This window comes from Sphingomonas sp. R1 (genome assembly GCF_025960285.1).
Lineage (GTDB): Bacteria > Pseudomonadota > Alphaproteobacteria > Sphingomonadales > Sphingomonadaceae > Sphingomonas.
In genome coordinates, this window is record NZ_CP110113.1 from 117,092 (window position 1) to 134,448 (window position 17,357).

Annotated in this window: 16 protein-coding genes; 1 reads left to right on the forward strand and 15 read right to left on the reverse strand. The window is 62.6% G+C overall.

The annotated features are described in order from the left end of the window. Positions 1-190: 190 nt before the first annotated feature. Complete coding sequence (locus OIM94_RS20010; protein WP_264610205.1) at positions 191-757, forward strand: recombinase family protein; 567 nt, start codon at positions 191-193, stop codon at positions 755-757. Between the two features lie 6 nt (positions 758-763). Here OIM94_RS20010 and OIM94_RS20015 read toward each other — a convergent pair whose 3' ends face one another. The 15 genes from OIM94_RS20015 to OIM94_RS20085 form a co-directional block, all read right to left on the reverse strand. Then, positions 764-2,188: a transposase gene (locus tag OIM94_RS20015; protein ID WP_264610206.1), complete on the reverse strand. Its 1,425-nt coding sequence runs from the start codon at positions 2,186-2,188 to the stop codon at positions 764-766. Between the two features lie 667 nt (positions 2,189-2,855). Then, positions 2,856-3,101, reverse strand: coding sequence for a hypothetical protein (locus tag OIM94_RS20020; RefSeq protein WP_264610207.1), 246 nt, complete (start codon positions 3,099-3,101; stop codon positions 2,856-2,858). Next, the gene (gene parA, locus OIM94_RS20025) at positions 3,098-3,727 is read right to left on the reverse strand and encodes a ParA family partition ATPase (RefSeq protein WP_264610278.1); all 630 of its coding nucleotides are present in this window, start codon (positions 3,725-3,727) and stop codon (positions 3,098-3,100) included. Before parA ends, OIM94_RS20020 begins: the two co-directional genes overlap by 4 nt. Positions 3,728-5,418: 1,691 nt before the next feature. Further along, positions 5,419-8,319: a conjugal transfer protein TraG N-terminal domain-containing protein gene (locus OIM94_RS20030; protein WP_264610208.1), complete on the reverse strand. Its 2,901-nt coding sequence runs from the start codon at positions 8,317-8,319 to the stop codon at positions 5,419-5,421. Between the two features lie 17 nt (positions 8,320-8,336). Further along, positions 8,337-9,719, reverse strand: coding sequence for a conjugal transfer protein TraH (locus OIM94_RS20035; protein WP_264610209.1), 1,383 nt, complete (start codon positions 9,717-9,719; stop codon positions 8,337-8,339). A gap of 89 nt (positions 9,720-9,808) precedes the next feature. Further along, a complete protein-coding gene (locus OIM94_RS20040; RefSeq protein WP_264610210.1) occupies positions 9,809-10,651 on the reverse strand; it encodes a conjugal transfer protein TraF in 843 nt (280 codons plus the stop codon). A gap of 16 nt (positions 10,652-10,667) precedes the next feature. Then, entirely contained in the window at positions 10,668-11,054 is a 387-nt protein-coding gene (locus OIM94_RS20045; RefSeq protein ID WP_264610211.1) for a hypothetical protein, read from the reverse strand. A 7-nt stretch (positions 11,055-11,061) separates the two neighbouring features. Next, the gene (locus OIM94_RS20050) at positions 11,062-12,822 is read right to left on the reverse strand and encodes a conjugal transfer protein TraN (RefSeq protein ID WP_264610212.1); all 1,761 of its coding nucleotides are present in this window, start codon (positions 12,820-12,822) and stop codon (positions 11,062-11,064) included. After that, positions 12,819-13,583: a type-F conjugative transfer system pilin assembly protein TrbC gene (trbC, locus tag OIM94_RS20055; RefSeq protein ID WP_264610213.1), complete on the reverse strand. Its 765-nt coding sequence runs from the start codon at positions 13,581-13,583 to the stop codon at positions 12,819-12,821. Before trbC ends, OIM94_RS20050 begins: the two co-directional genes overlap by 4 nt. A gap of 13 nt (positions 13,584-13,596) precedes the next feature. Next, complete coding sequence (gene traU / locus OIM94_RS20060; RefSeq protein WP_264610214.1) at positions 13,597-14,616, reverse strand: conjugal transfer pilus assembly protein TraU; 1,020 nt, start codon at positions 14,614-14,616, stop codon at positions 13,597-13,599. Positions 14,617-14,869: 253 nt separating this feature from the next. Further along, positions 14,870-15,142: a hypothetical protein gene (locus OIM94_RS20065; RefSeq protein ID WP_264610215.1), complete on the reverse strand. Its 273-nt coding sequence runs from the start codon at positions 15,140-15,142 to the stop codon at positions 14,870-14,872. Further along, positions 15,142-15,780 carry a type-F conjugative transfer system protein TraW gene (gene traW / locus OIM94_RS20070; RefSeq protein ID WP_264610216.1) on the reverse strand — a complete coding sequence of 213 codons (639 nt, stop codon included), beginning with the start codon at positions 15,778-15,780 and terminating at the stop codon, positions 15,142-15,144. The genes OIM94_RS20065 and traW overlap by 1 nt, the downstream gene beginning before the upstream one ends. After that, complete coding sequence (locus tag OIM94_RS20075) at positions 15,777-16,319, reverse strand: S26 family signal peptidase (protein WP_264610217.1); 543 nt, start codon at positions 16,317-16,319, stop codon at positions 15,777-15,779. Before OIM94_RS20075 ends, traW begins: the two co-directional genes overlap by 4 nt. Next, positions 16,303-16,983, reverse strand: a complete 681-nt coding sequence (locus OIM94_RS20080; RefSeq protein ID WP_264610218.1) for a type-F conjugative transfer system protein TrbI — start codon at positions 16,981-16,983, stop codon at positions 16,303-16,305. The genes OIM94_RS20075 and OIM94_RS20080 overlap by 17 nt, the downstream gene beginning before the upstream one ends. Beyond that, a complete protein-coding gene (locus tag OIM94_RS20085) occupies positions 16,976-17,356 on the reverse strand; it encodes a hypothetical protein (RefSeq protein WP_264610219.1) in 381 nt (126 codons plus the stop codon). The genes OIM94_RS20080 and OIM94_RS20085 overlap by 8 nt, the downstream gene beginning before the upstream one ends. Position 17,357 lies beyond the last annotated feature (1 nt).

Genomic DNA, 17,357 nt, shown 5'->3' on the forward strand with positions numbered 1-17,357 from the left:
CCTAGCCGCCCAAGAATGGGTGTCGCTGGAGCGGACTATACAAAATCCCAATGTTTCCCGGTCGGGAACCTCCAACGGGACGACCGTCACCGACGCAAAAATCCGCTGTATCCCCGCCGGGGCTTTCCCAAAATATGTTCCCGAAATATGAGTCCCGAAATTCGCTGTTTGAGATGGGATAACGGGACTCATGCTGGTTGGTTATGCGCGTGTCTCGACCTCCGACCAGGACCTGACGCTACAAACCAATGCGCTGACCAAGGCAGGGTGCGAAAAGCTGTTCACCGACAAGGTGAGCGGCGCGAAGCTGAACCGGCCCGGTCTGACCGAAGCCCTCAATTTCGTGCGGGCGGGTGACACGCTGGTGATATGGAAGCTCGATCGCCTTGGCCGGTCGATCGGGGGCCTGATCGAACTGGCGGCCGACCTGTCCGCTCGCAAGATTGATTTCCGATCGCTGACGGACGGGTTCGACACGGCCACCCCATCGGGCCGGCTGCTGTTTCATATCCTCGCTTCCGTCGCGGAGATGGAGCGCGAACTGATAAAGGAACGGACGATCGCCGGATTGGCAGCGGCACGGGCAAAGGGCGGCACGGGTGGAGGCCGCAAGTCCGTAATGACGCCCGACATGCTCGACACAGCCCGCAAGCTGCTCAAGGCCGGCGACAAACCAGCGAAGGTCGCAAAGCTGCTCCAAGTCGGCCGTTCCACCTTCTATCGCCATTTCCCTGCGGCCGAGCGCGAACCCGGCTAATCGGTGTCAGAAGATCGTCGCGTAGTAGGATTGCTCGAACCGGCCCCTGCTGATCCGGGCCATGTGGTCGATCCGTTCCAGCACTGGAGGCGGGCGGCGGGTCCGTGCCGGTCGTGCGTCAGGACGGGCCAATAACACGAGATTGGCAATGGCCGCGCCCAACAGAAACTCTTCCTCGGCACCGCGCAGGCCGCGAAGGTGCAAACGGGTTAGCCCCCGCTTACCTTTGGCATCGGCAAACACCCGCTCGACGCCCCGACGCAGCCGCATCGACCGCTTGAATAGGGGCGTCTGCATCTCGCCGCGCACAAGCTCGCGCACGTCCTCATGTTCGCTGTGCGTGACCGACCTGTTGCTGCCAGCGGTGCATTTCCGTTTGAGGTGACAGGCGCGGCAATCGGCAGGACTGGCGCTGTATCGGAGGAAGCCGGCCCGACGATCGGCACCGCGAAAGGGCAGTATCTTCCCAGCGGGGCAGACATAGCGGTCCTGCTCCCGTTCATAGCGGAAGGCTTCGCGGGGGAATTTGCCCTTGGTCTGTTCGGATCGTTCCAGCACCGGGATATGCGGGATGGTGCCGCGATCGGTGACGAACGCCAGGAACGCGGCGCTGCCATAGGCGGTGTCGGCCGCGACACGCTTTGGCCGGTAGCCGAACCGATCGTCGGCCCGTGCCAGCATGGTCCGCCCCGCATCGACTTCCGCCGCGAAGCGGGCGGGACTGGCCTCCACGTCAATCGCCACCCCTCCCGGAGTATCAATCAGGACATTCAGGGCATAGCCGAACCGGCCCCGCGCCGTGCGCGCCGACCACGCCGACGCCGGATCGGTGCGTGACACCTCGGCCGGCTTTCCACGCGGTACGCCATGTTCCTGCGGTGGAGCATTGGCCTGATCCGCCAGCCATTCACAAACCGGGCGGGGAAGCCGGGGCGCGGCCATGTCGGCATCCCGCATCTTGCGCTGCCAGCTTGCATCAGCGGCGACGAACGATGCGTCGATTGCGGCATCCTTGTGGGCGATCAGCCCCGCGTCGGCGCAGCGCCGAACAGTTTGCTCGAACAGGATGCGGAAGATGCCAGCATCGCGAAAGCGGCCATGCCGGTTCTTGCTGAACGTCGAGTGGTGCGGCACCGGCGCGTCGAGCGGCAATCGGCAGAACCAGCGATAAGCGAGGTTGAAGCGGACTTCCTCGCACAGACGGCGTTCCGACGTAATGCCATAGAGGCGAGCGATCAGCGCCATGCGGACCAGCAATTCGGGCGCGATCGAGGGCCGCCCACGGCGACTGTAGTGCGGGGCGAGCGCATCGCGCAGTTCACCCAGGTCGATCAGCCCGTCTATCCTGCGTAGGATGTGATCGGCGGGGATTATCGCTCCCAACGCCCGCCAACTTGCGCCCTTGCCGCCTCGCTGTTGCTCACCCATCATGGCCGCTGCTCCCGATGTGTCGAAGCAGGGAACCCGTTAGGAACGCGATCGGATCACCCGGCCTTTTTCAACAGCCCCAGGTGTTTTTCATGTCGCCAAGCTCTCCCCTGCCGGGTTGAGCACGTCAGATAGCGTGATCAGAATGCCGCCACACAGCGCGAGCGCTTACACACCGGAGCATAGCCGATGAGCGTTGCCCTCCTTTCTCGCAACTCCGTGTGGAGCGCACTTTTTGAGAAAGCCTAATTGAGAACGAGTTCCGAGAACCCGGCGCCGACGGTCCCGCGGGCTTTTCACGCGTGGAGCTCGCCCTCCCCTTCCCTGCTGATCAGACGTTCCGTTTTGAGAAGGTTGCCAAGCGAACGTACAACCCTTGGATGAGAATGCTCGGCGTGGTGGCTTCAGCACCTCAACAGCAAGGCCCGGCATGGTTGTTCCCACCGCCGCGCCGGCTCGCCGTGGCGCGACCTATCGACTCTATCAACGCGCGGCGGGACCGGGCAGGACGTGAGCCCCTACCCCGCCGCGGCTAGCGATGTGGAGCATACCCATATTTGCCTAGGTGCATTGCATGGCCAAGGTGGACTCTAACCGTCGTATCGTAGCCTAGCTATACTCGCCGGCTTAAAATAGCCAGTACCGCACGCTCAGCTCAAGGATCACGGAATTACGACGAAGCGTATTTCTGCAAAAGAAGCTCGCGCACCTCGTCTGCAATTTTTGTACCGCGAAGGGCACATTGCGACTTAATGGCGCGATGCAGGTCAGCCGGCACGTCAATGGTGAGCCTCTTCATAGGGACACCCTCGGCAGCCTCGATCGGCGTGCGGTTCTCGACCCACTGATCCGCCTGCTCGGGCGCGGGCTTCGCGGCCGTTGGACGAGCACCAATTGCTACCTTCTTTGTCGTCACCGGGTCATCTCCATCAACTCATTTCGAACAGCTTCGATCTCGGCCGTTGCCGCGCTGGCCTCGTCGATCTCATGTACCGCTAATCCCTGAGCGGCAGCCTCCGCGAAAACGACGCGCTGAACGATCTGCGCATCGAACGTAGGGAGTTCATAGCTCGCCAGGGCCTCCCCCACGTCTCGACCAATCGCCGTGTTTGCGATTTTCCGGTTTACCACAAAAGCGGCTTTCAGGCTTTCTTTATATACCCGTGCTTCAGAGATGAGCTTGACGACCTCGTCTGCGGCCCAAATGTCGTATGGGGAAGGCTGCACCGGAATCAAAACGACGTCGGAGGCCATGATCGCAGACCTGGCGAGGTCTGTGACCCGAGGAGGGCCATCGATCACGATATGGTCATAGCCGCGACCGATCTGCTCGATTTCCTTATGGATCGATGCTCGCGGGAGACCCACGACAGAAACTAACGGTTCGACCTGACGGGCTGCCGCCCAGTCCAAGGAGCTGCCCTGCGGATCGGCATCGATGAGGAGGACACGACCACCGAGGCGGGAAAAGCTCGCCGCGATATTGACGCTGAGTGTCGTCTTCCCAACGCCACCCTTCTGGTTGAGGACACCGACAATCATGGTTTGTGCCTTTGTGCTAATCCGGAAAGCCGGAATTTCGTAAAAGCGGATAGATGAGAAAGCGTCTTTTCGCAAACCCGATTCGTCGTAAAAGCGCAAAAGCGGCTACCTAGCCGCCGATTCCTCTCGTAACGGGCAGCGGAATAAGGAAGCGTAGGGCGGAGAGGAGGTGCCGGCGGTGTAGCAATCGCGGGAGGCAAATAGAATGGCCCGACGTGATCGAGCCTCTAGCCTGGCGTCGATCCCGGCCCGTTCATTGGCTCGCCAGATTCCGCATTTCAGTCGGGTCGTAAAAACGGATCGTCGTAAATCTGGGAAGACGCAAAAGCGCATCGGCGTAAACCTGCAAATACGTGCAAGGCGGCTCATAACTGGCAGCGGAATAAGGACGGGCAGGGCGGAGAGGAGGTGTCGGCGGTGTAGCAATCGCGGGACGCAAATAGAATGGCCCCGAGTGATCGAGCCTCTAGCCTGGCGTCGATCTCGGCCCGTTCATTGGCTCGCCAGATTCCGCATTTCAGTCGGGTCGTAAACACGGATCGTCGTAAATCTGGGAAGCCGCAAAAGCGCATCGGCGTAAACCTGCAAATACGTGCAAGGCGGCTCATAACTGGCAGCGGAATAAGGATGGGCAGGGCGGAGAGGAGGTGCCGGCGGTGTAGCAATCGCGGAAGGCAAATAGAATGGCCCGACGTGATCGAGCCTCTAGCCTGGCGTCGATCTCGGCCCGTTCATTGGCTCGCCAGATTCCGCATTTCAGTCGGGTCGTAAAAACGGATCGTCGTAAATCTGGGAAGACGCAAAAGCGCATCGGCGTAAACCTGCAAATACGTGCAATGCGGCTCATAACTGGCAGCGGAATAAGGATGGGCAGGGCGGAGAGGAGGTGCCAGCGGTGTAGCAATCGCGGGAGGCAAATAGAATGGCCCGACGTGATCGAGCCTCCAGCCTGGCGTCGATCTCGGCCCGTTCATTGGCTCGCCCAAATTCCGCAGTTCAATCGGGTCGTAACCACGGATCGCCGTAAATCTGGGAAGGCGCAAAAGCGTATCGTCGTAAACCTGCAAATACGTGCTAAGACAACACTTTGAAGACACGGAGTTAACACACGGATCAGAGGCGCAAGCCAAAAACCCCGCTATCTCGTACCAGCTGTGAAGAGCGTAGCTGCGATCGCGACGCAGCTGAGCGAAACCCAGATCATGATCTGGCCATAGATGTGGAGAACGACCCGGATCCATGGATGGCGTTTCCGCAGGAGCATAGCGGAGACAATCGCAACGACGGAGACAATGCAACCAGGGCCCATTAAGCTCGTCGATCGGCCGAGGAAGCGATCCGCGATGGGCATCGTGCCGAGGGAGATTACAAGGAACCAAGAGAATGCCACGGCCGCCTCAGAGCGACGCAAAGGGGCAATTCTCGATCCAACATGCTGCGGGATTGTCATGATGTAAGCTCCGTGGGATAATCCACCTGGAGGTGTGACATGGCCCTGTACGACCCAGTGCGATCCGCGATGCTACATGACCCCGAGGGGCGTCCAACGGCGGCTCCTAGCTTAGACGAAGATAAGGCACACATAGAGCCGTTTCGAAATGAAGCTGGCAACGTCACACGTGGCGGTCTCATCGGATTCTACCTGGGATATGCTTTGCTTCTGGGGATCTGCGCGGCAATCTACCTGAGCCCTATTCACGCATTTTAGGGTCTGTCAGAAAACTGCGGTCGAGATCCTTATCGACTTGGCCGCGCAGGCCAGATCCGGCGATAACATGACCCGCTCTGAGCTGGCGACCCGCTTGCTGTTCCGCAGCGATCGTCGTTCTCCCAGCGCCGATGATCTCAGCCGCCTTCGCGGCACCGAACATATCAGGCGTTGATTGCCGCACTGACGGTACACCCGTGCCTCGGTGTTGGTTGGCAACGTCGGCCTCGGTGCGAACATCGGGAGACCGGAGATGGACCTGATTTGGCTCCTGCAGTCGGTCACCGACCAGGTCGTAAATTCCTTGACGCCGTTGCTCGAAGAACCTCGAGATGAGCCCATCTCGAATTTGGCGCTGATCCGCTCGCAGAGACGTCTCGTGTAGACCAGGAGCTTCAACGCCGGTGGGAAGATTAGCAGACTCCCGCCGGTACCAATCTTGCAGCTCCTGGCTCAAATTCTCACTGATCTGCATGCCGTGGGACTCCGCCCAGCTGGCATCGTTCGAAAGCTGCGAGGCCTTCTCATCGAGGGCGGAGGCACGTCGCTCATACGATTGCGCCCTGCTTTCAGCTTCCTCTTTGGTGAGTGAATCGCTGACCGAATGCGATTGCCGCGAAAAGACGCCCGCTCGCGTGTAGGTCCCATCGTTTGTGGACACATTATCCGTAACAGCATGCTCGTCGCGCGAACCGCCGGTGGCAGAGTTGGTCACATCGGCTGACCTCTGATCCTGGGTGCCAAGATTCAGACCGTCGCTTTGCTGCCAGTTCCAACCCTTGGAAATACTAATATCAGGCAATGAGGCAGCAAGGCGGCCGAGTGGTCCGCGAGACTTGCCGGGGGCGGAGCCCTGCCCAGGAAGGCCTGCTGCGCCCTCTGCAGGGCTCGCCGGAGAACCCGCCGCACCGCCGCCGCCGAGGAGGCTCTTAGGCGACAGGCCCCCGGAGACGCGGACGTCGGTGTTGTCGAAATAGCGGGCGCCACGGTCATGGCCCTTGGTAACGCGCTGAGCCTGAGAAATAGAATCCCGATCCTCAAGGCCACTGAAGGTGGATGCAACCTTCCTGTCGCTGGCCTCAATGGACGTTCCCCCCTGAACGCCAGCAGAATTTTCATTGCCTGAGGTAAAGTCAGAACTAATTGTATGGGCGTCTCTAGTACCGAAAGTGTGGCTTCTGATAGAGGCGGCCTCATTTCGGAGGCTCTCTGCTTGCCGATGAAGAATGCTAGCCTGCTCGCGCTGCTCAGCGACGTATCCCGCTGACGTGGTTATACTCATGGGCAGCTTCGACATAGCCGATGTCGAATCTACCACCGAAGCCCCACTGGACGTGCTAGCGATCGTCGCGCCATTCGCCGTCCGAGCTGTGAACATGCTCTCCCCAGACTGATAGGTGGGGGCGTCGGACCACTGGTTGCTTTGGCGCATGTTCGAGGTCGAATTCGCGTAGCTGACGTTGCCGTAGGCGTAATTGCCCGTGGTCTGCTCGAGGGCAGATGCCTCAGCTGCGTTCTGCGCCGGCGCGAGCATGGACGTCGCCTGCGTTGAGACACTCATTGCACCCTTGGCGAGGGCACCAGCCATGAACGGCACGCTCATCACCAGGAAGCCGGCGATCGTCGCAGTCTCCGCGTTCACCGCGCCAATCCCGGCGAAGGTGCTCAGCGTCACGCCGCCGTCTGCAACGCCTTGGGCGGCATACTCGCCCTTGGTCATGCAGATCATGTGGAGGATAACGTAGAGCGGGCCCCAGGACGCCAGGTAGAAGAAGCCGGTTGCATAGCCGCGGAGAGATCCCACGCCGGTCTGCGGCAGCAGAAAGAGGGGGAAGATGGCCGGGAACATGGCATAGAACACGACGGTCAACACGATATTGAGGATCGGCACCCAGCTCATCGCTTGGTAGGCGATCGAGTTATAGGTGTTCCGGGCCTGAATGTCCGCGCGCGTGGTAGCGAAGGTGTCGATCGCCGCCGAGCCCGATCCACCCGCCATCGCATCCCGCGCCTGCATGAAGGCATTGATTGCAGTCATCTGACGCATCGTGCCCGTGTAGTCGGAGCTGGCGTTGGTGAAGGCCGTGTTGGTGATGGGCACGTCCTCCTTAAGCTTCTGGGCTGCGAGGGCGGTGGAGAGGCGAGGGTAGGCTTCCTTCCCCCAAAGGCCGGCGTGCGCCTCGATGAGCGGCTGCCACCGTGCGCTCAGCATCTCATATGCCTGCTGGCAGGTGACGATGGCCGAATCTACGCCCCCGCCGCTGGGATCACGCTCGAGCCAGGACTGGCCGCGCGCCTCCGAACCCGGGCCGAGATCCGCCCAAAGGTCCTTTGAGTTGGCGAGGTCGGTGAGCGACTTATGGTGCAGCATGATGTCGCCGAACACACACTGTTTGAAGTGCTGCTGCAGGTTGGTCGCGAACTCGGCGTCGCGGATTTGGAAATTGCGCGTCGCGTCGAACAACCGCGCGCCATAGATCATGCCGTTGGTCGAATAGTTGAGCTGAGACGGCATCGTGAACACCGTCTCCGCCGTCCGCGTGAGATAGTCTCCGACCTGGCTCGTGAAGCTGGCCATCACGCCCAGCCCCAGAGGGACGTTAGCGACAGTTGCGGGTGCGAGAGAGGGGTTGATGCGATCCGTCACCTTGATCTGGACGGTTGGCACCATGAGGCAGAGGTAGATGCCGGTGGCGGTCAGGAACCAGTTGAGCCAGGCACGCACATTCATCGAAAAGGCGACGGCCATGAGCGAGTAGATCAGGCCGATCACCATCACGACCTTGATCAGCGACTTATAACCGCCGCCGCCGGTCCAAGCCGCTACCGCATTGAAGACGTTGACGATGTACTCGCCGCCGCCGATCGTGAACACCTCGAGCATGGCGTGCCTTCCCGATCCTATTTGAGGCCTTGGGCATTGAGGCCGCGCGAGAAGTTCAGCGCGGCGGCCATGCCCGGCGAGAGCGTGTTCTGGAGGGTGGACTCGAGCATTACGGAGCGGTTGATGATCATCTCGGTCATCTGCACCGTGTCCTTGATCTTGTATTCGCGCTGCTCGTACTTGCCGCGCGCCTCCCGGAGCTGCTGGCGCCAAGTCTCAGCCGTCGCCTGATCTGCAGGCTGGAAATAGACCTGCGCTTGCGTGACGCGATCCAGCATGTTGTCGATCATGGCAGCGAGAAGGCTCACCGCCACGATCTCGGCTAAGGCATCCTCGGAGGACGGGTCGAGTCTTGCATGCGCAAAAGCCTGCACGGCGAGGATCTTGTAGAGGGGCAGGGGAGACATGTTGAGGAGCTGGATCTCGGCCGTATCTAGCGCCTGATCCGAGCGGATCTTGGTGTTCATCGACGCAATCATGTCCTTCACCCGCTGACGTAGCGCGGATGCCTTCGGAATGGTCAGGTTCTGCTCGGTCGGTTTGAGGCACTTCACGTCCTCGTCGCACTTGAGGATCTTGACCGGTGTCCCGCCATCGGTGCCATCCAGTAGGGCGGTGACCACCGCGTCCTCGCCGGGACCGAAGTAGCGAATGGAAGGCGTTCCGTCGGTTGCCGCAGTATTCACGACAACAGTCCCAACAAGCGTCATCAGGTACTCTGAAAACTGCGTGTCGTAGCCGCCGAACTTGTTGGAGCGCTTGATAGCTTCCCAGGTGTAATTCCGCGGCTCGCCGGGGATGTGATCCGCCATCTTTGGATCGTTGTTGCCGGCAAGGATGGAATCCTGCTCGCCATCCGCGTTGCAGCCTTGGCGCGATCGAGCCCAATCGCTGAACTTGCCCTGCGAGTTAGCGACCGCAGTGCAAATCGTGGACCGAGCGCCCTGCATCTTCGGCCAGACCGAGCCCACCAGGCCTTGCGCCGCTTCGCACGATGAGATGTTCATCTGGTTCATCTGCTGAGCGGCCTGCTGAAACTCGCTCATCACCTTGCCGATCTGCGGCGAGACGCTGTCGATCGCCAGCTTGAAGGCGAAGCCGAGGGCGTTGTTCGCCGTCGCCTTCAGCATGGCGATCATCTCGGAGGCGTTGATGAACGAGAAGGAGCCGGTGAACAGGTCGATGCCCCCGCAGCCGGCACGCGCGCTCGGCAACTGCAGGTTAAAGGGCGAGACGCTTTTCTGCGGGAATCGCGTCCAGACATTGCCGCCCGTGTAATAGCCGGCGGTCTGCCCCTGATAGGCCGACGGGCCGCTGACGTTGGCGGCCCCGCCAGCCTCATTGAAGAAGCTGTTCATCTGCCCCGCGACGTCTGCGCGGGCGATGCCGATTGGGATCATGCTGGCCGCCGCAAGCGCGGCGACGCTCGATGACAGCTTTCGGCCTAAGGCGCGGAGAAAGGGGAAGCGAGGGGGAAGGGGAGGGCGCATCAGTAGTCACTCCCGGGCTTGGTCTGGGTGAGGGTGAAGATCCGATCCATGATTTCGTCGGCCGTGAGGATGCCGTAGCCGATCGGAACCGTCCGCTTGGTGGCGGTGTCGAAGAGGACGAGCGCCGGCGTCACATTGCCAGGGACACCCATCTTCGCGCGTTGGCCGGAATCTACGACGTAATTCGGGAAGTCCTTGCTCGGGCCGCCATCCATCGAGACGGCCATCACCGCGATGCCGTTGCTGTCGGCAACGGAGCGAAGGATCGGGCCGAACACCTCGCAGGCGCCGCAGGACTGCGCGAAGAAGTAGAACATGCCGTAGCGCTGGCTCAGGTGCTGCAGGGCCTGGGTGCGGTCCGCCTTGCGGTTATCGGTCCACGCGCGCTTGCCGACCGTCGAGACGGGGCGCTGCAGCGTGTAGTCGATGTCGGGGTTCTGCCAGAGCGCGCGCTGCCAGGTGTCGGAGAACAGCGAAGCGCGATCGAGCTGCTCGCGCTGAAAGCGAACATAGGCGATGATGTTCTCTTCCGTGGGATTGAGCACGGCACGCGCCTTGAGCTCGTCCAGCTCCTTGCCGATCGCCGCCAGCTGCTCCGTTGCCGTCTTCTGAGGAGCGGGAGCCGCCTGCTGCTGCTTCGGCTTCTCCACCTTCGGGCGCTCACAGTAGAACCACTGTCCGAGGCGGCGCTCGCGGCAATAGAAGTCGTCGCCCTGCTGGACGTCGCCGGCGCTGTCCTGGTCGACCGTTTGGGCATCGGGCTCTTCAGTCTGCGCGGCAGCGTGCATCGGCGTGCCGAGCCCGATCAGGGCGGCGAAAGTGAGGCTCACAAGTTTGCGCATCGAGAGATCCTTCCCCTCAATCAACGATGGTTTCATTGTCGATTTCGCCGTCGAGCTCGTGGGCGGCGATGCCGACGAGCGAGAGCATGACGGCCGCGTCCAGCATCTTCGTGCCGGAATCGAGCATCTGGACAACGCCGTAGAGATGCGGCCGCGCATGGCGGCGGCCGTGGCTGGTTGCGCGGACGAAGCCGCGGGCATGGTTGGCGAGAAAGCCGCGACTGACCATGCCGACGAGCATGTCTCGGAGATCCGCGCCGATGATGTCGCAGCGGAACCAGATGCTCAGCGTGGCGGCGATTTCCTCGGCCGAGCTGGGCTTACCTGAGCGATAGACCCGCATGAATGTCGCAAGCTCGAGCACCGACAGGTCGATGGCGCAAGGGTGCCGCGGCGTCGCCACGGGCAGGTCATTTGCCGGTGTTAAGGTCATAATAGTCCTGAATTTTCTTCTGGATGTCGGTCATGGTCTGGACTTCATCCGGAAGCTTCACGGCCTCGGTGAACTCGGCATAGACCTCGGAAAAATCCATCTTCGACAGGTCGAGGCGCTGGAACTCCTCGATCGTGAAGCCCTTGCACTGCTCGTTCTTGGGGCTCCCCCACGGCTTGTTGATCTGGGGGCGGCCCTGAACCTGTAGGATGCGGCTGAGCTTGCTCCCGAAGCAGCAATAGGCATCGCGTGACGTGATGCAGACGCCGAGGATCTTGGACGCGCAGTACGATCCGACCTTGTAGCAAAGGCCCTTGTCGTCCTTCTTATCCAGTTCCTTTTCGGCCGAGCTGCAAAGCCACGGCGTGAGCAGCGGCACGCCCTTGCCGGAGCAGCAATTGGAGGCGCCGAAGATCTGCTTGCTGCAGGTGTCGCGCTCGCCGGTAAACACGGTCAGCTTGTCCGGATCGAACTCCTTGCCTGCCTGACCGAGGGCGTTCAGCGCGACGAGCGCGTCCTTGAACTCGGTCGAGGCCTCGCGCTCGATCGGTTCGCAATTGCCGTTCATGCAGTAGACGTCGTTGCCGCAGATATACTCGCTCTGCCCCGGCGCCGGCGCATCGGGCAGGGGGCAGCTGTAGACACGCTGGCTGACCTGGCATGCGCCAGACTGCGGATCGTCCAGGCATTCGTCCCGGAGGAACTTGCACTTGGGATCGCCGTCGAGCGTGCTGCAGTCGCTCGCCTTCACGATGCGCTGGCAGGTGAAAGGCTTGGACCACGCCCAGCAGCTCTGGGTGACGGAGACTCCCTCGATCACGCGGGTCTCGGGGCCTTCCGTGCAGACCTCAGCGCCTTGGGCGGTGCAATTGGGGTCGCCGTCGAGCGCGCCGCACGTGGTGGTGCGATGGACGTCAACCGTCTTGGTGCCTTGCTTGGCGTACCAGCTATAGCCCGTCTTGCTCGGGCTGAAGGTCGCCATTTCCGGAAAGTCGGCCTTGCAGATGTACTCGCGCGCGGTGAAGTCGCCGCAGAACTTGTTGCGGGCGAAGCCGAACATGTCGTGCGCGGTGCAGCCCCCATAGGAGGCCCCCGACGCACGGCACTGACCCGAGGCGACGAGCGGGTCCACCTGCGACTGACGCGTAAGCGGCGTGCCGTAGGCGTTGCTCGGCACCACCAGGTACTTGAACTCCTCGGTGTTCTTGACCTCTGTCTCAATTCGGCTCGTGCAGCTCTCCTGGCGTTCCTCAGGCTTGGAGCCCTGGTTGCAGGTCGCCTCATAATAGCCCTTCTGGCCAGCACCCGGGGGAAGGGGCTTGCAGCTCCCTTGCGAGCCGCCGAGGCTTTCGCCGCCCAGGTAGCTGTTCGGATCCTGCTCAACGGCGGTTGCCCGCTTGGTCGTGTCGATCAGCTCGTTGTTGGTGAACTGCGCGCGCGTCCCCTGCTTGTCGATGACGGTATCGAAGGTCTCATTGCCCTGCGCCGCGATCGTGCCGTCGGTCGTCAGCTGTTCCGGGTTATTGAAATAGCCGGTCTGCGGGAGATTGGTGCCAGCATAGCCAGGCACCTCGTACTCCATTCCGTTCGTCGGCTTGTCGGCGCCGGCACGAGTGGCCTTGCCGAAAGAATTGCCCTCATCGCGAGCATGCTGCGTCGTTTGCGCGGATTGCTGCGCCACGCCGGCGGCCGAGCCGAGCGCGACCGAGACGAGAAGGGTGAGGACGAGGCGCTTCACGACCCGGCCTTCGCCATGTTCGCCAGCGCGATCTTGGAGACGGCTGCACCGGGACCGCGCGCATCAGAGAAGGTCTCGAGCGCATAGCGAACCGTGACGTTGCCGGTCATCCGGTCATAGGGCGGCACCTTGTCCCGGCAGGAGAAGCCCGAACACAGGTCGAAGTCGGAGGAGACCGCTACATAGGCGGGTACGGCCTGCACATTGAAGGCGCGGAAGAGGCGGGGATCGATGCCGACGTTGGAGAGCTGATCCTCCTTCTTGACGACATTCCGCATCGCCGCGCTGAACTCCTTCAAGGAATTGTTCGGGAAGCCGCGGAAGACGACGATGCCACCGGCCTTGGTGGTGTCCGCAATCATGCGGCGCAGCGATTCCGGCGGCATGGAGAGGCTGGCAAAGGCGATGATCTGCGGAGCCTGGCCGCGCGTCGCGGTCGCATTCTGGCTCGCGCCCTTGATGATCTCGTTGAAGTCGAAGGCGCCCTCTGGCCCGCGGGGAAGGTCTGCCTTGGCCAGGTTCGTCAAGGTCTGCGGCAGCTTGTCCTGCATCTCGAGGGCCTCCTTGCGGAAGGCATCGCCGCGGTTGCGGACGTGCTCGGCGAACTTGGCGGCATCCTCCTGCATGGCCGCTGCTCGCTTCTGGATGGCGTTTACATCGAGGTCCTGGACCTGCTGCATCACCGCAGGGGCATTCTGGGCAAGCGCCTGAATGCCGGCGCCGGCGGCGAGGGCAGCTGCTACGATCAGGAAGCGGCGCATGTCTGGTGTCTCCTCAAAGCACGCAGCAGTTGCGCTTGCGCCACACGAGGTAGCCCATGTCCTCGCCGATGACGGGGAAGGCGCGGCCCGTCGTGGGGAGCAGCGTCGAGCCGCCAAGCGGCCCACAGGATCCGGGACCGAAGACGGTCGGAATCGGGTTGGTCATCTGGACGCGGTATTGCTGCTTGCGGAGCACCGGCATCAGATACTTGTTGCACAGGCCCGCCGAGCCCATCGTGCCCCAGGCCAAGCCCTCCCGGTGCAGCTTGAACGCGAAGCGGGTGAGGGCGAGACGCGAGGCCTGCACATGGTCGACATGCGCCGGCACATTGCCGTTCACCGGGTACATCGGGCCCTGACAGCCGGCGCACCAGAAAAGCGGATCGAGAGGCAAGCCGACCGTCCCCGCGATGCAATCCGCGGCGCACGCTGCCTGCGCGATCGGGTTCGAGAAGAGGACCGCCTCGGGATTCAGGATCGTGGTGAGGCTGTCATCCTGCCAGAGCGGATCGATCTCGGTGATGTAGGCAATGTCGAAGCTGGTTTGCTCGAAGCAGATGAAGTCGGTGAGGATCTCCATCCAGTAGAGCAGCGGGTAGATATACCAGTGGACGTGCCACTTGGACGTGCTCTGCGACTTGCCGCCGATCTGCGACGGGCCCTGAACGTAGCCGTTGCCGATGTTGAAGTTGGGAGCGATCTTGGCGCCGCCGAGCGAGACGAAGCACCAGGGCTTGGTCGAGACGTCGGCGAGGCGGACGGGCTCCCAGAAGCCGGCGGCGATGCCGATGCGCGGGACCGGCGAGCCGCAAGCGCAGATTGGGAGGGCGGGGTTGCTGGTGTCGGGGCGCGTGCTCGGCCAGATCGACAGGCCGCCGATCGACAGCGGGAAGAGGCACGACCAGCAGACATCGGTGATGGGGTTCACGAAGCGGCCGCTGCAGGTCGTCACCTGGGCGCGCGCGCTCGGCGCGATCGTCGCACCTGCGAAGACCGCAAGGAACACGACTAGGAGGTGGCGCAGGATCTTCACTGCGGCCTCACCAGAACGAAGCTGAGGAGCGCGATAGTCGGCGCGCCGAATAGGAGAATGCTCGGCCACCAGCTCGTCAGGCGCGAAAGGTGCGTCATGCGGAGAGACTCCAGCACGGTTGAAGGGCGGCTCGGCGCGCATCACTTCCGCGGTCCGAGCGATCGCCGAAGCTCGGCGACATTGATGAGGACCACCGCTCCGGACACGAAGGTCACGATCATCGAGACGATATCCCAAGGATCGACGTGCCAGTTCACAGGACCTCCCGCGTCACTGCTTCCAGGTGTGCATCGTCCGCGACCTTCTTCCTTGAGAGGTAGAAGCCGGTCTTGATGAGGGTCATGACGAGGAGAGCACCGACCAGCACGGCGGCGGCGGCGCCCAGCATCTTGGTCAGAGGAGCGATGAGCAGGACCGCGAACGCTGACGCGACGCAAAGCGCCTGCCAAATACGGCGATCGGCGCGCAGGGCAGGGGTCTCGGGCGCTGCCATGGGCGTGCGCAGCATGTCGAGCCAGAGAGGCATCAGTCGGCTCCCTTGAGGACGATTTCGGAGATTTTGAGCACGCGGCCCGTCTGCTCCACGACTGCCGGCGTGTGGCGGATGCCGAGGCGGCCGGTGAGGCGGCCCTCCTGGTCGAAATAGAAGCGCCGCTGGCGGTTGGTCATTTCCTCGAGCGGCGCGCCGCTGACGAGGATGATCTTGGCCTTGAGATCGCTGTAGCGCTCACTCGCCCAGGCCATCTGGGACTTGCTGTCGCCGTCCACGAAGACAAGCGCCTGATGCATCGTCACGAAGTCGAGCGGGTTCACGGCCTGCCCAGCGCGAGCGATCATGTTGCCCTTCGTGTCGCGGACATCGTGGTCTACCGACACGGACGGATCATAGTCCCATACACGCGCCTCGGTCGCGCGGGAGATACCTGCCACCGGCACAGGGCGGCGAACCTTTTGCTCGGCGCGCTTGGCGAAGGCCGCGTTCATGCGGTCGATCTCGCCGGTTGCCTGGAGGTGCTTGAGGCGGCCCTCGATCGTCGCGAGCAGATCGGGCTCGATGATGGGAAAGGTCTGCCCCATCGTCCCGTGATCACTGGCGTGGATCGACGAGGTGAGGCTGACCGAGAGCAGAGCCACGATCGCGACGGATTCGAGGGCGCGCTTCATAGGATCGGCACTCCCGTGCCGATGATCTTGCCGGCACACGCATAGCCGATCTCGGCGTAACGGCTGTCGAAGCCGTCCTTATGCGGCGTGCCGACATAGTAGCAGCCGGCGGGGATCTTGCCCGTCGGACCCGCCGTCAGGGGCTCGCCGGCCTTCGTCAGAGGCTTCATGTGTGCGACTAGCTTGCCGTTCACGAACACGTTGGCGGCTTGGTGGGTCACCGTGTCACCCGGCATGCCGTAGACGATCTTGCCGAACATCTCCGGCTTGTTCCCGAAGTGTCGAACGACCAGCGGATTGGCGGGTGGCTTGAAGAACACATACTGACCGCGCTGCGGCATGTGGTTCTTGTGGATCCAGAAGGCCCAGACCGGCAGGGAATCTGTGCGGTTGATCAGGAAGGCATGCTCCTCCCTCCACGCGCTGATGCCCTGGTAGCACGCCGTGCCGCCGATCATCAGCGCCACCGCCGCCCAAAGGTGCTTGCGAGGCCGCCAGCGCTGCGGCACCGCTGCGGTTGCCTCAATAGCCGCCGGCATCGGGGCCTCCGAAGGACTGCATGGCTGCGCCGACGGGTCCGTTGGACGGCGCTGCGGATGCCGGGGCGCCCTGCGGCGCTCCGAAGCCGCTCATGTCGGGTGCCGCAGCTGCAGGGGCGGGCATCTGCGGGGCGAGCTGCTGCTGCGGCGCCGGTTGCTGCCCAGCCTGCATCTGCTGGCGCTGGATCGCCGCGCGCAGCTCCGCCTCAGAGGCAGGCTTCGGCCGATTGACGCCAGAGGCGTACACCGCCTTTGCAACGTCGTCGGTAATGTCAGGGACGCCTTTCGACAGGACTGCCTCGCCGACTAGCACCACCTGGCCCTTCGCCCCGCGTCGGCCAAGCTCCGCATCGAGCGATGACATGAATTGCTTCATCTCGGTCTGCACGCGCTCGGGCGGGGTCAGCGTCCGCGACTGCGCGGTCACATACTCCCCGACGATCCGGGAAAGGTCTGCTCGGACGATGTGCTGTTCACGCGGGATCATCAGCGTGCGCGTGACCCAGATCGCCCAGATCGCGAGCGCCAGGATGATCAGGCCAAGGAGCAGTTGGGCGGCCGTGTAGCCGGCGAAGACGGTCCGAGCCCGCTTGACCTCTACCGCGGAGGTCGCGGACGGGGCCGGCGAAGCAGCGGGCTCGGTGCTCTCGATCACATCAGACATGGGTCTGGCCTCCTGCGAGCGAGGATGCGGGGGTACGCGGCGGCAAGATCGCACCGCGGCGGAAGAACATGATCGCGAGCGCGATCAGCATTCCGGCGCTGCCGATCATCAGCTTGAAGCTCGCCACGCGGCCCGCGTCGGCCGCGATGTAGCGGGACGAAAGGTTCGCGAGGTGGTGCATCATGCCGTCGATCGAGAAGTCACCGATCGCCAGGAACGCGAGGACGAACACGCCCATCGTCATGAGAAGGGTGGTGGCAATGAAGCCGGCGAAGTGGAGGAAAGCGTACGCGACGAAGCCATAGTCGGGCTTCGCAGGCTGACGCCTGAGGTGCAGATGCACCACCTTGGGTTCTGTGTTTGCAAGCGACATG

Coding starts and splice junctions, on each gene's coding strand:
- OIM94_RS20030 (WP_264610208.1), bottom strand. CDS start 8,319: ATGCTCGAGGTGTTCACGATCGGCGGCGGCGAGTACATCGTCAACGTC.
- trbC (WP_264610213.1), bottom strand. CDS start 13,583: ATGCGCCGCTTCCTGATCGTAGCAGCTGCCCTCGCCGCCGGCGCCGGC.
- OIM94_RS20010 (WP_264610205.1), top strand. CDS start 191: ATGCTGGTTGGTTATGCGCGTGTCTCGACCTCCGACCAGGACCTGACG.
- parA (WP_264610278.1), bottom strand. CDS start 3,727: ATGATTGTCGGTGTCCTCAACCAGAAGGGTGGCGTTGGGAAGACGACA.
- OIM94_RS20075 (WP_264610217.1), bottom strand. CDS start 16,319: ATGCCGGCGGCTATTGAGGCAACCGCAGCGGTGCCGCAGCGCTGGCGG.
- OIM94_RS20040 (WP_264610210.1), bottom strand. CDS start 10,651: ATGCGCAAACTTGTGAGCCTCACTTTCGCCGCCCTGATCGGGCTCGGC.
- OIM94_RS20065 (WP_264610215.1), bottom strand. CDS start 15,142: ATGCCTCTCTGGCTCGACATGCTGCGCACGCCCATGGCAGCGCCCGAG.
- OIM94_RS20080 (WP_264610218.1), bottom strand. CDS start 16,983: ATGTCTGATGTGATCGAGAGCACCGAGCCCGCTGCTTCGCCGGCCCCG.
- OIM94_RS20035 (WP_264610209.1), bottom strand. CDS start 9,719: ATGATCCCAATCGGCATCGCCCGCGCAGACGTCGCGGGGCAGATGAAC.
- OIM94_RS20085 (WP_264610219.1), bottom strand. CDS start 17,356: ATGTCGCTTGCAAACACAGAACCCAAGGTGGTGCATCTGCACCTCAGG.
- OIM94_RS20015 (WP_264610206.1), bottom strand. CDS start 2,188: ATGATGGGTGAGCAACAGCGAGGCGGCAAGGGCGCAAGTTGGCGGGCG.
- traW (WP_264610216.1), bottom strand. CDS start 15,780: ATGAAGCGCGCCCTCGAATCCGTCGCGATCGTGGCTCTGCTCTCGGTC.